Below are 14,123 nucleotides of genomic sequence, written 5' to 3'. Positions count from 1 at the left end.
CATGCGGCGAGGTCGAGGCCATGGTGCTTCAGGAGGGCCAGGGTGATCCGCTCCAGGCCGAAGCCGACGCAGGCCGTGTGAGCGACGCTGCCGTCGGCCTGACGCAGCTCCCAGGTGCTGCCGAAATGGTCCTGGTGGTAGTTGAAGCTGAGGCAGGCGGTCGGCTTCTCGACGCTGTTGACCGGCACGTTCAGCTCGAACTTGAGGCCCTGTGCCCGCTGGTTGTTGGCGAGCATCCGGCCGGCGCGGCCGAAGAACGGGTCGTTGGCGGCGTCGATGGCGAGCGGCAGGCCGAGGTCGCGCATCATGGCGGTGCCGCGCTCCAGCCAGGATTCGCGGAAGGCCAGCACCTGCTTGGGGCTGCCCATGCGCACGTATTCGCGCATCCGGAACAGCTGCATCCGGGTCGGCTCCAGCGAGGGCTCGCGCCGGAAGCAGTAGGATTGCAGGTCGAACAGGCGCCCCTCGGCGGGCAGCGCCCCGCGGGCGGCGGCCACCGGGTAGAGCGGGTAGCAGGCGGCGGGCGTCAGGACGACGTCGGTGGCCTCCTGCTGGCCGGTCCAGTCACGGCCCTCCTCGACGCAGGCCAGGATCTCGGCATGTCCCGCCCCGTCGCCGCAGAAGCTGTGGATCGTGCCGGCGAGGTTCGGGAAGCCCTTGAGATAGCCGCTGCGCTCGAAGGCCGGCCGGCTCATGCCGGGCGGGAAGCGCATCACCTCGGCGCCATCCGCCGCACCCAGGCGGCTGATCAGCCGGTCCAGGGCCTCGACCACGCTCTCGAAGGCACCGCTGCGGCCGTAGAGGCCGTCGACGCCGGTGCGGATCAGCAGGCCGTGGTCGAACAGCCGGTCGAGGAAGGTCGGGGCGCCGACGGGCTCCTCGTCGAGGAGCAACTCGGCCTGGGGAGAGGAGATCGAGTCCATCACGCGCTCATGAGCTGGCCGCTGCCCTTCTGCACGAGCAGGAGCTTGGCGGTGTTGGCGAGGATGCGGTCGTTGCCGATCATCAGCGGCGCCGAGAGGACGTCGCGCAGGGGTCGGCCGAGGCTGTAGGGGGTGTCATTCTTGTAGCCGGAGAGCCCCACGATCGAGAGGGCGCGGCGCACGATGTCGACCGCCATGTCGGAGACGGTAACCTTCAGGTTGTTGAGCATCACGCTGAAGCCCATCGACCCGATCGTGTCGGCATCCCCGTGGGCATCCTCGTACCGGCGGAGCGCCGCCACGACGGTGCCGCGCATGGCCTGATGCGCATTCACGACCTCGGCGAGGCGCAGGGCCGTCGGCGGCACCTTGCCGGGGGCGCGGCGCGCCTCGGCCTGCACGAAGGCCCGGGCGCGATCGACCGCGTAGGTGGCGATGCCGTACCACACGCTGCTCCAGAGCAGGTGCGACGAGGCCAGCATCGACACGGCAGCGATCTCCGCGAAAGGCTTGGGCAGGATCTGCTCGACCGGCACGTCGCGGGCCTCCAGGCGGAAGCCGTCGCTGCAGGTGCCGCGCATGCCGAGCGTGTCCCACTGGCTGGTGCGGGCGAGCGAGATCTGATCGGCCATCAGCGCGACCAGCACCTGATCGGAGGTCGCGGCCTCCGGGTGGCGTCGGGCGGTGGCGAGGATCAGGTCGGCCTGCGCTCCGTAGGAGATCACCGAGGCGTCCTTGCCGAGCGAGAAGGTCTCGCCCTGGGTCTCGACCGCGCAGAGGGAGTTGCGCAGGTCGCCGCCGATGCCGGCCTCGGTGGTCGAGGAGGCGACGAGCAATTGCTCGCGGGCGATCCGCTCCATCAGCCGGCAATGCCACGCGCTGTCGAGCCCGTGGGTCACGAGACTCGACACCTTGATGTGGTGCATCGCGAAGACCATCGCGGCCGCGCTGCAGGCGTGGCCCAGCGTGCTGCAGACCTCGGCGATCTGCACCAGCCCGACGCCTTCGCCGCCGAACTGACCCGGAATCTGGAGGCCCAGAAGGCGCTCGTCCTTCAAAGCGGCGACCGCCTCCGCGGGGAAGCGGCCCTCGCGGTCGACGGCATCGGCGTGGCGTGAAGCCACCGCCGCCGCCCGCTCGGCCCGCGCGGCGAGCGTGCTCATGCGGCTTCCTGCTGGACCAGGGTGGACACGGCCTCGCTGATCGCGCGGATCGACGAGAAAGACTTACGGTTCAGAAGCTCGTCGGGGAATTCGATGTTGAAGCGCTCTTCGAGTGCCAGCATCAGCTGCACCGAACCGAACGAATCGAGGCCCATATCGAACAGGCTATCGTCGTCCGAGAGCTGATCGGCCTTCCCGGCGAAGGCTTCGTTCGAGCCCAGGATCTCGCGGATATCTTGAGCGATGTTCAAGGCAGAACTCCTTAATTCAGTGGTCAGCACTTTATTGATCGGCCTCGTGAGGCGTCAAATATTCTAGCAATTAATAGTAAATTTCCGCTGTCCCCGGAGCCGGTGGAAGCGTGGCTGTGCGTAGAGGTTCGCAAGGGAACCGACTCGACCATACTGGCCGCACCCGCCTTTCTAATCAATTTCCGTCGGGCTTCGACCAGTGTTTCAGCTTGGACATGTGGACAAGACTGTTCAGGCTCGCATCTGGGTTGTAGCGGAGGGTGTCATTCAGCAAGAAACCGAAGAGTCCGTGACTCGGCGGCGCGGGATCCCCATGGTGCCCCGTCTCCGCGCCCGTACGGGGGGACGACGTCCCGCGAGCAGTCGGCGAGCCATGCTCTACAATCTGCAGATCCTGCGCGCCCTCGCGGCGTACCTCGTCTTCCTGACACATCTGGGCCAGTACGCCGGCGCGGTCCTGCCAAGGCCGGACCTGCTGGCCTTCGGCTCCGCCGGCGTCGACGTGTTCTTCGTCCTGTCCGGCTTCATCATGTTCGTGAGCACCAGCGGACGCGGCGAGGGTGTCGGCGCGTTCCTGACGCGGCGGGTCGCCCGCGTCGTCCCGGTTTACTGGCTGGTGACCGCCGTCGTCGCGCTCCTGGCCATCGCCGGCCTGAAGCCGATCGGCGTCATGGAATTCCGGCCGGAATACCTGATCCAGTCTCTCCTCTTCGTGCCGTTTTCCCGGGGCGGCTATATCGAGCCGCTCGTCTCGGTCGGCTGGACCCTCGACTACGAGATGTTCTTCTACGTGGTCTTCGCCGGGTTGCTGCTGGTCCCGGTCCTCGCCCACCGGGCCCTCGCCGCGGGCGCCATCTTCCTCGGATTGGCCCTGCTCGGCCTTCTGCCGGTCTCCGGGCTCTACTGGAGCTTCTACACGAAGCCGATCGTGCTCGAGTTCGCCGCCGGCATCGGGCTCGGCTACGCGTATCTGCGTCTGCCCGCCCCGGCTCCGGGTTTCCCGGTCCGGCGCATGGCCGGTGCCGCCGTCCTGGCGGCGGGGCTGCTCGTTCTCGTTGGACAGATCACCGCCCATGCCCTCGGCATCGCGGGTGAGCTGACGGGTTTCGCCCGGCCCTTGGTCTGGGGAACGGCCGCGAGCCTCATCGTCGGCGCGATGCTGCTGCTGGAGCGGAGCGGCATCACCCTCCGCTCGCGCTGGCTGCTGTCGCAGGGAAACGCCAGCTACTCGTTCTATCTGGTCCATAACCTCATGCTGCACACGAGCGCGAAGCTCGTGTCCGTCCTGCCCGTGTCGGGCGCCATGCGCGTGGGCCTGATCTTCCTGATCGCGTTCACCGCGGCGGCCCTGGCCGGGGAGGTGCTGTTCCGCCGTGTCGAAGCCCCGATGAACGCGGCGCTCCGGCGCCGCCTCGATCGCCGGCCGACGCCCCAGCATCTGCGGAGCGTGATGACGCGCTGATCGCCGATCCAATCCGACATGTCGGCGGTCGGACCGCATCGCCGGGCTGCGGGACGACCCATGCACGCCTGCAGGTCAGTTCCATCCGGACCGAATCCGATCGATGATTAACCATAAATGGAGATGAAAATTAAGCATGAAACTAATCGTTGAGGTCCGATAAGCATTAAACGCCGACGCGACCTACGTATTCACTCCTTTTTCAATCGCGAGACTTCATCTAACGTCCCATGTGCGCCTCTGCTCAGCGTCCCTCATAAGGTCGGCAGGCGGATAGTCTTTTTACGAAGCCGGCGCATCGACGAGGAAGTTGTAATGCGGGTCGCAATCGTTCACGATTGGTTGTACGTCGTCGGCGGCGCCGAGCGCGTGCTCGAACAGCTCCTGCGGATTTACCCGGACGCCGACGTCTACGCATTGTTCGACTTCCTGTCGCCGGCGGACCGGGCTCGGATCGGCTACGCGCAGGCCCGCACCAGCTTCCTGCAGCGCATGCCCTTAGCGCGATCGCGGCACCGGGCCTACCTGCCGTTGATGCCGATCGCGATCGAGCAGTTCGACCTGTCGGGCTACGACCTGATCATCTCGTCGAGCTACGCGGTGGCCAAGGGCGTCCTGACCGGGCCCGACCAGTTGCACGTCTCCTACTTGCATTCGCCCATGCGCTACGCCTGGGACCTGCAGCACACCTATCTGCGCGAGAGTAACTGCGACACGGGCCTCAAGGGCGTGCTTGCCCGCTGGGTCCTGCACCGCATGCGCCTGTGGGACGTGCGCACGGCCGCCGGGCCGGACGCGATCGTGGCCAATTCCGCCTTCGTGGCCCGCCGCATCCGGAAGGTCTACGGCCGCAAAGCCGAGGTGATCCATCCGCCGATCACCCTGTCGAGTGACCGGTTCGACGGGCCGCGCGGCAACCATTTCCTCGTGGCGAGCCGGCTCGTTCCCTACAAGAACGTGGAAGCGGTGGTCCGGGCCTTCGCGGATCTTCCCGACCTGCAGCTCGTGGTGGCTGGCAGCGGCCCGGACGCGGCGCGGCTGCGTGCGGTCGCCGGCCCCAACGTCTCCTTCGCCGGCTTTGTGTCCGACGAGGGCTTGCGTCAGCTCATGGCCACCGCCCGCGCCTTCATCTTCGCCGCCGAGGAGGATTTCGGGATCATCGTGCTGGAAGCCTCCTCGGAGGGCACCCCGGTCCTCGCCCTCGGCCGCGGCGGCGCGCGCGAGACAGTCCAGACGCGCGGTCCCCAGCGCTCCGGAATGTTCTTCGACACGCCGGATCCGGAGGCGATCGCGGCCTGCGTGCGCGGCTTCATCCAGCAGGAACACAACTTCACCCGGGACGCCTGCCGGGCCCAGGCCGACCAGTTCTCGGCGGAGCTGTTCCGGATCCGCTTCACCCGGTTCGTGGAGGAGCAGATGGCCCAGCACCGGGCAGCCTGTGAACCGCCATCGCGCATCCTGCCGCGCCTCGAAGCTGTGAGCTGACGCCGATGTCGATGTCGCTGGTTACAGTCGATCTGAACGAGCGCAATCCGGTCCGCGCGGCGCCGTCGGAGGAGACGCGCGGCAGCCCGCTCGCCGCGCCGCTGCTGCGGATCTGGCGCCGCCGCTACCTGTTCGCGACAATCTTCGTCCTCGTCTTCGGCCTCGCCGTGACCGCGCTGACGCTGATCATGCCGCAATATGTGGCCAGCGGCTCGGTCATCGTGGCCGAGGCCGAGCCGGGCGCTCACAACGCCTCCATGGCCTGGATCCAGAAGATCGGCGACCCGGCCGACATCGAAAGCCAGATCCTGGTGATCCGCTCGCCACGGCTGCTGCGGCTCGCCATCGACTCGGGCCTCGCCACATCCGTCCTGGCCGAGTGCCGCTACGCCGCGGGCGGCGGGAAGCCGGGGCCGATCTCCGAGAAGAAGGAGGCCGCCTGCACCAAGCTCACGGCCGACCGGAACGCCTTGGTCGAGTATCTGCAGAAGCGTTACACCGTCATCAGCTCCGGACGCTCCCGGATCATCACCATCGGCTACCGGTCGCCGCTGCCCGAGGTCGCGCAGACGATGGCCAACGCCCTCATCGACGCCTTCCTAGACGATCAGCGCGAGGCTCAGGCCTCCAGCCGCAAGGCGGCCTCCGACTGGCTCCATACCGAGATCAACCAGCTCGACGCCTCGATCCGCGACGACGAGACCCGGATCCAGACGTTCCGGCGGCGCAAGGGCTTGCTGAAGGGCACCAATGCGCCGATCAGCGCCGAGCGCCTGACCAGCATCAGCCAGCAGCTTGCCGCCGCCGAGGCCTCCAAGGCGGACGCAGCCGCGCGCCTCGGCGAGATCGAAAGTCGCGGCGGTCGCGGCGCTGAGACCGCTCCGGCGGTCCTGTCCAGCCCCACCATCGTGTCCCTCAAGCAGCAGCTGAGCGGAGTCGCCGCGCAGCTCGCCAACCAGGGCACGTCCCTCGGGGCGAACCATCCGGCCATCCGGGCGCTCACGACCGAGCGGGCAAGCCTGCGTCAGCGCATCGATCAGGAGATCCGCAACGTCGCCCAGGGTCTGCGCAAGACCTACGACGCCTCGAGCGCCCTGGCCCAGTCGCTGCGCGCCCAGCTCGAGACCGCCAAGACCGAGGCCGCCTCCGCCATGGATGACGAAGCCTCGATCGAGGGCATGGTGCGCAACGCGGAGATCAAGCGGACCCGCTACGCCGACCTCGTGAAGCGCGCGGGCGAACTGGAAACCGAGCGGCGCATCCTCACGGGATCGACGCGCCTCGTCAGCCTCGCGGAACTGCCGCAGGAACCGTTCTCGCCGAAGGCGGTGCCGTTCCTGGCCGGCGGCTTCGTGCTGGCGGGCGTGCTGGCGGCGGCGGCGGCCCTGCTGCGCGACTTCACCGATCAGCGGGTCCGCAACCCGGCGCAGCTCATGGCCGGCACCGGCACCCCGGTGTTTGCCCAGCTTCCTTCCCTGGAGGCCTCCGGGCTGGTCGGGCGCCTCGCCGACCGACGCCGGGAACTCGATCTGCCGGAGGCCCTGGAGCGAGCCCGGGTCGACCCGGTGATGCAGACCGTGCTGCGCAACCTGCATGCGCATCTCGTTCTGGCGGGGGGCGGTGCGTCCCGCCTGGTCCTGGTCACGTCGTCGAAGCCGCGCGAAGGCAAGTCCTTCACCGCCTTCGCGCTCGCCGCCGTCGGTGCGGCCGGCGGCCGGCGCGTGCTGGTGGTCGAGTGCGACTTGCGCCGCCCGAACTACGACGCCTCGCTCGGTCTCGGCCGCGGCCCGGGGCTTGTCGGGGTCCTGCGCGGGGAGGTCAGCCCCGCCGACGCGGTGATCGCGACCGGCCGCTACGACGTGATCCCGGCCGGAACGCCGACCTCGGACTCGACCGATCTGCTGATGAGCGGGCGCATGGCCGAGTTCCTCCGCTGGTCGCGCCGCTACGACCTCGTCCTGCTCGACAGCCCGCCGACCAGCCTGCTGATGGATGCCGCGATGCTCGCCCGCAACGTGGACGGCGTCCTCTGCTGCGCCCGCTACGGCCGCTCGCAGCTCTCCGACATCGTGGAGACCGTCAAGAACCTTCGGCAGGCCGGCGGCACGGTGTTGGGGATCGCGATGACGATGGTCCGGTCGAGCCGCCAGCCGACCTATGACGTGATGCAGTTGCCCCAGCCGCGTACCGCCGGGGCCGCGTGATGACCGAAGCGCTGTCCCCCGGTGGGCTGGCCGCCCGCGCCGCTGATGCCGGGCCTCGGGCCCGGCCCCGGGTCCTCTTCGTGTCCCACACGGGAACCATGTCGGGCGCCGAACTCGTCCTGCGCGATGCCGTGCGGCCCTGGGCTGGCTCCACGGCGTTCCTGTTCGAGGACGGCGCCCTGGCCGACACGCTGCGCGGCGCCGGCCTCGCCATCCGTCTCGCCCGGCGGGGGACCGGCTTGTCGGGCCTGCGCCGGGACGCCTCAATCCTGACGGCGCTGCCGAAGCTCCGACGGCTCGCCGGGCTTGCGCTGGAGATCGCCCGGGCGGCGCGCGCCTGCGATGTCGTCTACGCCAACTCGCAGAAGGCCTTCCTGTTGGCGGCGATCCCCGCGCGACTCGTCGGCCGTCCGGTGATCTGGCACCTGCACGACATCCTCGACGGCGCCCATTTCGGCCGTGCCCAGCGGACAGTGCAGGCGCAGCTTGCCAACCTGTGCGCAGCCCGGGTCGTGGTGCCCTCGCGGGCCGCCGCGGAGGCCTTCGTCAACGCCGGTGGACGCACCTCCCGCGTGACCGTCGTGCCGAACGGGCTCGATCTCGACCGCGATCCCCGGTCCCCGACGGCCCTGCGCGCCGAACTCGGTCTGCCGGATGGCCCCCTCATCGGGGTTTTCAGCCGCCTCTCGCCCTGGAAGGGGCAGGATGTGGTGATCGAGGCGCTGGCGAAGATCCCAAACGTCCGCTGCATCGTCGTCGGTACGGCCCTGTTCGGCGAAGACGCCTACGCGGCCGAACTGCGCGCCCGGGTGTCGGCCCTCGGCCTGTCGGAGCGCGTCCTTTTCCTGGGCCAGCGCTCCGACGTGCCGCGGCTGATGCAGGCGGTCGATGCGGTGGTTCACCCCTCCGTCGATCCCGAGCCCTTCGGCCGGACCCTCGTGGAGGCGATGCTGGCCGGCGTGCCGGTGATCGCCACAGATGCGGGCGCCTCCGCGGAGATCCTCGACGGCGGCGCGGCCGGAATCCTGGTTCCACCCCGGAGGTCCGACATTCTCGCGGCAGCTGTGGCCGAGGTGCTGGCCAAACCGGATGCGGTCGCGGCGCGCACGGAGCTTGCGCGCGTTCGCGCGCTCACCCGCTACAGCGCGGCCGGCATGCAGCAGGCCCTCGCCACCCTCATCCTCGACATTGCCGCGGGCGCCTGACGGGCGCCCCTCACCGCGATCGGAATTGCCGGAGCCGCCATGCCGCGCGTCCTCGTGAATATGCCGACCCAGTACGGCGGCCGCCCGTCAGGCGTCGCCCTCGTGGCCTTTCGGGTGATCGCCGGGCTGCTTGACCGGGGCGCCGTCTCGGTCGTGCTGCGCTCGCCCTGGACCCGGGACCAGCTCCCGCCCGCGATCCGCGACCGGATCGAGGTCATCACCGTGCCGCGGCCGCGCATCATGCTCTTCAATGTCGTGCGGCAGGCCGTCGCCGTGCCGAAACTGTGCCGGGCGCTCGACATCGATCTCGTCCTCAACGCCGACCCCTACGGCGCGGCCTTCGGGGGCCGCGCGCGGGTCAGTGTGGTGCACGATCTCTACTTCCGCACGATGCCGGCCCGGAGCCGGTCGCGGGAGGCCCTGACCACCGATCCAATCTTCCGTTTCGTCCTGGGCAACAGTGCCCGGATCATCGCGGTCTCGGATTCGACGAAGGCTGATCTCAGCCGCTTCTATCCGTTCGTCCGAGACCGGACCCACACCATCCCCTCGGCCGCGATGCTCGATCCGGACGCCGCCGATCCGTCCCCGGACCTGCCGGCGGGACCGTTCGTGCTGGTGGTCGGCAACGCCTTGTACAACAAGAATTTTTCGACGCTCGCCCGCGCGATGGCCGCCCTTGATCGACCGGAGATCGGCATCGTCCACGTCGGCGAGGATCGGGACGAGGCGATCGCCACCGCCCTCGATGGCGCGCCGGTCCGTCTGACACGGCTGTCCCGGATCAGCGAGGGCCAGCTCGCCGCCCTGTACCGGGCCGCCCTGTGCCTGTGCGTGCCCTCCTTCTCGGAGGGGTTCTGCCTGCCGGTCCTGGAGGCGCAGACCCTCGGGTGTCCGGTGATCTGCTCGAATCGGGCCGCCACCCCCGAGGTCGCGGGGGCGGGCGCGCTCACCTTCGACCCCGCCGATGCCGGAGCGCTCACAGCCTGCCTGCGCCGCCTGTTCGACGAGCCGGGCCTGCGCGCCGAGCTGATCGCAAGCGGCCACGAGAACGTGCGCCGCTACGACTGGTCCGAAACCGCCCGGCGCTACGAAGCCCTGATCCTCGATGCGCTGCGCGACGCCGCCCGCGCGAAGCCCGCCCGGAAGATGCCCCATGCGCATCCTGCACCTTAGCTCGCTCTACCCGCCCGAGCAGGTCGGCGGCGCCGAGCTGATGGTCGAGACCTTGGCCCGCACGCAGGCGGACCAGGGCCACGCCGTCGCGGTCGCCTGCGCGGCACGGGACGAGGCAGGGCCAGCCCAGCAGGACGGCGTCACCGTTTACCGGACGGGCTACGGCACGCCGTTCCACATCCTCGACTGGCCGCAGCACGGGCGCCTCGACCGCCTGCGCTACAAGCTTGCCACCCAGTGGAATCCGAAGACCGTCGCCCGGATGGCGGCGTCCGTTCGCGACTTCGCGCCGGATGTCGTGAACACGCATTCGCTCTCGGAGCTGCCGCCGGCGCTCTGGCCGATGCTGGCACGACATGGCGTGCCGGTGGTTCACACGCTCCACGACTTCACCAGCCTCTGCACCAACGGCGCGATGGCCCGGAACGGGAAGGCCTGCACCGGCCAGCACCTCAAGTGCCGGCTCTACGCCGAGCCGCATCGGCGCTGTCAGCGCGCAGTCTCTGCCGTCGCCGCCGTGGGGACGGATCTCCTCGATCGGCATCTTGCCGCCGGCTTCTTCGGAGCGGTGCCCTCGGCCCTGCGCCGGGTCATCTGGAACCCGATCCCAACGGGCGCTCCCATAACGCGGCGGAAACGGACCCCGCATGAGCCGGTGCGGTTCGGATTTCTCGGCCGCATCGAGACCTCCAAGGGCGCCGACATTCTGTTCGCGGCCTGTCGGGCGCTGCCGTCGCACGGCTGGAGCCTCGCCGTCGCCGGGCGGGCCGTCGATGGGCTGGACCGCTACCGCGCCGCGACCGAGGGGCTGCCCGTCACCTTTCCGGGCTTTGTCGCGCGCGACGCCTTCCTCGACGGCATCGACTGCCTCGTGGTTCCACCGATCTGGCCAGAGCCGTTCGGCCGCACCGTCGCGGAGGCTTACGCCCGCGGCGTCCCGGTGATCGGCACCGCGATCGGCGGCATCGGCGAGCAGATCGGACCCGGCCCCTGGCTGGTGCCGCCGGGGGACGAGGCCGCGCTCGCCGGCGCCATGGCCCGGATCGTCGCCGAGCCGGGCCGCCTCGCGGAAGGACTCGCCCGCGCCCAGGCGATCCGCGCCGGGACCGACCCCGCTGCCGTGGCGGATGCCTATCTCGACCTCTACGCGGCGACCCGCCAAGCGCGTGCCTCCTCGACCCGCAACGCGCACGCCTCCCCCCTGTGGGAAGGAGTTGGAGATCGGGGTCATGCAGAAGGCACCGGGTCGATCCATTCTGAACCACCCCCACCCCCACCCCTGACCCCTCCCCACACGGGGGAGGGGACACGCGAATCCGGCAGCCCCGCGCAAGCGGAGCGCCCGCAGCTCAGCGAGTGCCGCCCATGATCACCCCATCCCTGACCCAGAGCTACGCCCGGGCCCTGCCGGAGACCGCGACCGCCCCCCGCGAGCGCGCCCCGGATGCGACGGCCCTGCGCGCCACGACCGGCCCCCTCCGCATCCTCCACCTGAGCGCCCTCTACCCGCCCTACATCGTGGGCGGCGCCGAGCGCTCGGTGGAGCATCTGGCCGAGGAGTTGGTCGCGGCAGGCCACACGGTGGCGGCGGCCTGCATCGCCCGGGAGCCCGAGCCGAAAAGCGTGCGCGGCGGCGTCACGGTCTACCGGATGGCCCACCACAACGATTTCTGGCTGGAGGACTGGCCCAAGGCCACGCGCTTCGGCCGGGCCTGGGCGAAGCTCAAGCAGCAGTGGAATTTCGCCATCGCAGCCGAATTCGGCCGGGTGCTCGACGACTTCAAGCCCGACATCGTCAACACCCACTCGCTGCTCGACGTCTCGACCCTGGTCTGGCGCGAGGCGGCCAAGCGCGGCATCCCGATCGTCCACACCGTCTGCGAGTACGACCTGATCTGCGGCAATGCCGCGATGTTCAAGAACGGCAAGCCCTGCGAGCGCTGGCATCTCGGCTGCAAGGTGGTGAATGCCGGCAAGCAGATCACCAACCGCTCGGTGGACGCGGTCGTCAGCGTCGGCACCGAGATCCTGAAGACCCACGTCGACCACGGCCTGTTCACGCATCTCGCGCCGGAACGCCGCCGGGTCATCTTCTACTCCTGCACGGTCCCGGAGGGTGACCCCGAGGCCCGCCGCCGGATCGATCGGACCGGGAAGCCGATGACCTTCGGCTATCTCGGTCGGATCAACACCGAGAAGGGGGTCGGCACGCTGGTCGACGCCTTCAAGCGGATCGGCCCCGGCAACTGGCGCTGCCTTGTGGCCGGCCACGCGATGGATGACTCGATCGAGCGCTTCAAGACGCAGGCCGAGGGCCTGCCGATCGAGTTCGTCGGCTGGGCCAAGCCCGCGGACTTCCTCAGCGAGATCGACGTGCTCGTCGTGCCCTCGTTCTGGGCCGAGCCCTCGCCGCGGACGATCTACGAGGCCTACACGATGGGCGTGCCGGTGATCGGCGCGGCCTCGGGTGGCATTCCCGAGCTGATCGGCGAGGACAATGCCGACTGGCTGTTCACCCCGGGCGACGATGCCGATCTCGCGGCGCGCCTGACGAATGTCCTGGCCCGCGGCCGGAGCGACCTGCCGGACGAGCGCAGCTTCCAGCACGTCATCCGCGAATCGACTTCCGAGCGCGTCGCCGAGAAGTACCTCGACCTCTACGCCGAGCTCGTGGCCGAGCGTCGGGCGGCCCGTTCGTGACCGCCGGCACGCCGACGCTCACCGAGGCCGCCGCGGCAGCCGACGCCTCCGATATCGTGCCGGGCCCGACCGGCGCGGAGGTGACCGGCCGCTCCTTCGCGGCGGCGCGCTGGGTGGCGCTCGCCTCCGTGGGCAACGTCGTGCTGAGCTTCGGCGTGTTCCTCGTGCTCGCCCGGCTCATCGCCCCGGCCGAGTTCGGAATGGTGGCGATCGCCGCCGTCTTCATCGACATCCTGCAGATCGTAGCCCGCTGCGGCCTGCCGGACGCGGTGGTGCAGCGGGCCGACCTCGACGAGGATTTCGCCGCCACCGCCTTCTGGGTGATGCTCGGCACGGGCGTGCTCTGCACGGTGGCGCTCGCGGCCTCGGCCGGACCGATCGCCTGGATCTTCGATCTGCCGGAGTTGCGCCCGGTCCTCAGCGCGCTCTCGCTCTGCTTCGTCATCACGGCGGCCGGTGCGATCCACGAGGCGCGCCTGCAGCGCAGCTTCGGCTTCCGCAAGCTTGCGCTCCGGGCGCTCGGCGCCAACCTCGTCGGCGGAGCAGTCGCCCTCGGGATGGCCTATGCCGGCTATGGCGTCTGGAGCCTCGTGGTCCAGCGCCTCGTCGCTGCCACCGCCACGACGCTCCTGACCTGGGTGGCCTCCCGCTGGATGCCGGCCCGCCGCCTCGACCCCGCGGCGGCACGGGCCCAGATCGCCTTCGGCTCGCGCGTGTTCTGCAGCTACCTGCTGCTCGTCCTGTCGATCCGCAGCCAGGAGGTCATCGCGGCCTATTTCCTCTCGGCCGCCGATATCGGCTACCTGCGCCTCGCATGGCGCTGCATCGACCTCGTGAGCCAGGTGGCGGTGATCCCGCTCACGACCGTCGGCCTGACCACCTATGCCCGGCTGCAGGACCGGCCGGACGAGCTGGCTTCCGCCTTCCGGACCTTCACGGTGGCGTCGTGCTTCGTGGCGGTGCCGGCCTTCTTCGGCATGGCGGCGGTCGCGCCGACACTGATCCCGTTCCTGTTCGGCGACCAGTGGCACGAGGCGGCGCCGGTGCTGCGGATCCTGGCGCTGCTGGCGCCCGAATTCGTCGCGACCTCGATGCTGTGGATGATCTTCACGGCGCTTGGGCGCAACGGCACGGCCTTGAGGCTCGCCGGCGCGCAGTTCGGGCTCGGCGCCGTGGCGGCGGTCGTCACCGCGCCGCTCGGCCTCGTCGCGCTCGTGGCCGGGCACGTGGCGCGGGCCTACCTCTTCACGCCGGTCATCGTGTCGGCGGCGGGCCAAGTGGTTCCAGTGAGCAATCGGCGGCTCGTCCGGGCGCTCCTGCCCGTCACGGCCTGCTCGGCTGCGATGACGGTCCTCGTATTGCTGATTCAGGACCCGATCCATGCGGTGCTGGGCGACCGGATCGGCCTGTTCGCCGCGGTGGGGATCGGCATCCTGGCCTATGCCGGCCTCGCGCAGGTCTTCATGGCCGATACGGTCCGGAGCGCCCTCGGCTTCTTCCTGCGCCGGACGGCCTGATCTCCACCCTCCGCCAACCTTTATGCGCGAGGATGGC

At 69.8% G+C, this 14,123-nt stretch carries 11 protein-coding genes; 8 read left to right on the top strand and 3 right to left on the bottom strand.

Going from position 1 to position 14,123, the window contains the following annotated elements; genetic code table 11:
• The 3 genes from MKK88_RS17450 to MKK88_RS17440 all read right to left on the bottom strand — a co-directional run.
• On the bottom strand, positions 1-923 hold a 923-nt coding region (locus tag MKK88_RS17450; protein WP_244001865.1), incomplete at its 3' end, for an amino acid--[acyl-carrier-protein] ligase.
• Positions 923-2,086 carry an acyl-CoA dehydrogenase family protein gene (locus tag MKK88_RS17445; RefSeq protein ID WP_244001864.1) on the bottom strand — a complete coding sequence of 388 codons (1,164 nt, stop codon included), beginning with the start codon at positions 2,084-2,086 and terminating at the stop codon, positions 923-925. The genes MKK88_RS17450 and MKK88_RS17445, both read right to left, overlap by 1 nt.
• Positions 2,083-2,331 carry an acyl carrier protein gene (locus tag MKK88_RS17440; RefSeq protein ID WP_244001868.1) on the bottom strand — a complete coding sequence of 83 codons (249 nt, stop codon included), beginning with the start codon at positions 2,329-2,331 and terminating at the stop codon, positions 2,083-2,085. The genes MKK88_RS17445 and MKK88_RS17440 overlap by 4 nt, the downstream gene beginning before the upstream one ends.
• A 379-nt stretch (positions 2,332-2,710) precedes the next feature.
• On the opposite strand from MKK88_RS17440, the gene MKK88_RS17435 reads away from it, so the two are divergent.
• The 8 genes from MKK88_RS17435 (at position 2,711) to MKK88_RS17400 (ending at position 14,086) form a co-directional block, all read left to right on the top strand.
• Entirely contained in the window at positions 2,711-3,799 is a 1,089-nt protein-coding gene (locus MKK88_RS17435; RefSeq protein ID WP_244001862.1) for an acyltransferase family protein, read from the top strand.
• A 315-nt stretch (positions 3,800-4,114) separates the two neighbouring features.
• Positions 4,115-5,284, top strand: coding sequence for a glycosyltransferase (locus MKK88_RS17430; RefSeq protein ID WP_244001860.1), 1,170 nt, complete (start codon positions 4,115-4,117; stop codon positions 5,282-5,284).
• 11 nt (positions 5,285-5,295) lie between these two features.
• Entirely contained in the window at positions 5,296-7,488 is a 2,193-nt protein-coding gene (locus MKK88_RS17425; RefSeq protein ID WP_244001858.1) for a GumC family protein, read from the top strand.
• The gene (locus tag MKK88_RS17420) at positions 7,488-8,693 is read left to right on the top strand and encodes a glycosyltransferase (protein WP_244001856.1); all 1,206 of its coding nucleotides are present in this window, start codon (positions 7,488-7,490) and stop codon (positions 8,691-8,693) included. Before MKK88_RS17425 ends, MKK88_RS17420 begins: the two co-directional genes overlap by 1 nt.
• A 39-nt stretch (positions 8,694-8,732) precedes the next feature.
• Positions 8,733-9,869 (top strand): glycosyltransferase family 4 protein, encoded by a 1,137-nt coding sequence (locus MKK88_RS17415; protein WP_244001854.1) that lies wholly within the window; start codon positions 8,733-8,735, stop codon positions 9,867-9,869.
• The gene (locus MKK88_RS17410) at positions 9,850-11,238 is read left to right on the top strand and encodes a glycosyltransferase family 4 protein (protein ID WP_244001852.1); all 1,389 of its coding nucleotides are present in this window, start codon (positions 9,850-9,852) and stop codon (positions 11,236-11,238) included. The genes MKK88_RS17415 and MKK88_RS17410 overlap by 20 nt, the downstream gene beginning before the upstream one ends.
• On the top strand, positions 11,235-12,569 hold the full coding sequence (locus MKK88_RS17405) for a glycosyltransferase family 4 protein (RefSeq protein ID WP_244001850.1): 1,335 nt from the start codon (positions 11,235-11,237) through the stop codon (positions 12,567-12,569). Before MKK88_RS17410 ends, MKK88_RS17405 begins: the two co-directional genes overlap by 4 nt.
• The gene (locus MKK88_RS17400; RefSeq protein ID WP_244001848.1) at positions 12,566-14,086 is read left to right on the top strand and encodes a lipopolysaccharide biosynthesis protein; all 1,521 of its coding nucleotides are present in this window, start codon (positions 12,566-12,568) and stop codon (positions 14,084-14,086) included. The genes MKK88_RS17405 and MKK88_RS17400 overlap by 4 nt, the downstream gene beginning before the upstream one ends.
• Positions 14,087-14,123 lie beyond the last annotated feature (37 nt).

Source organism: Methylobacterium sp. E-005 (assembly GCF_022829725.1).
Taxonomy (GTDB): Bacteria; Pseudomonadota; Alphaproteobacteria; order Rhizobiales; family Beijerinckiaceae; genus Methylobacterium.
This window is presented reverse-complemented; position numbering and strand designations above follow the sequence as displayed.

Excerpts from the sequence above, each read along its gene's own strand:
- MKK88_RS17445 (WP_244001864.1), bottom strand. The coding sequence starts at position 2,086 with ATGAGCACGCTCGCCGCGCGGGCCGAGCGGGCGGCGGCGGTGGCTTCA.
- MKK88_RS17435 (WP_244001862.1), top strand. The coding sequence starts at position 2,711 with ATGCTCTACAATCTGCAGATCCTGCGCGCCCTCGCGGCGTACCTCGTC.
- MKK88_RS17430 (WP_244001860.1), top strand. The coding sequence starts at position 4,115 with ATGCGGGTCGCAATCGTTCACGATTGGTTGTACGTCGTCGGCGGCGCC.
- MKK88_RS17425 (WP_244001858.1), top strand. The coding sequence starts at position 5,296 with ATGTCGCTGGTTACAGTCGATCTGAACGAGCGCAATCCGGTCCGCGCG.
- MKK88_RS17420 (WP_244001856.1), top strand. The coding sequence starts at position 7,488 with ATGACCGAAGCGCTGTCCCCCGGTGGGCTGGCCGCCCGCGCCGCTGAT.
- MKK88_RS17415 (WP_244001854.1), top strand. The coding sequence starts at position 8,733 with ATGCCGCGCGTCCTCGTGAATATGCCGACCCAGTACGGCGGCCGCCCG.
- MKK88_RS17410 (WP_244001852.1), top strand. The coding sequence starts at position 9,850 with ATGCGCATCCTGCACCTTAGCTCGCTCTACCCGCCCGAGCAGGTCGGC.
- MKK88_RS17405 (WP_244001850.1), top strand. The coding sequence starts at position 11,235 with ATGATCACCCCATCCCTGACCCAGAGCTACGCCCGGGCCCTGCCGGAG.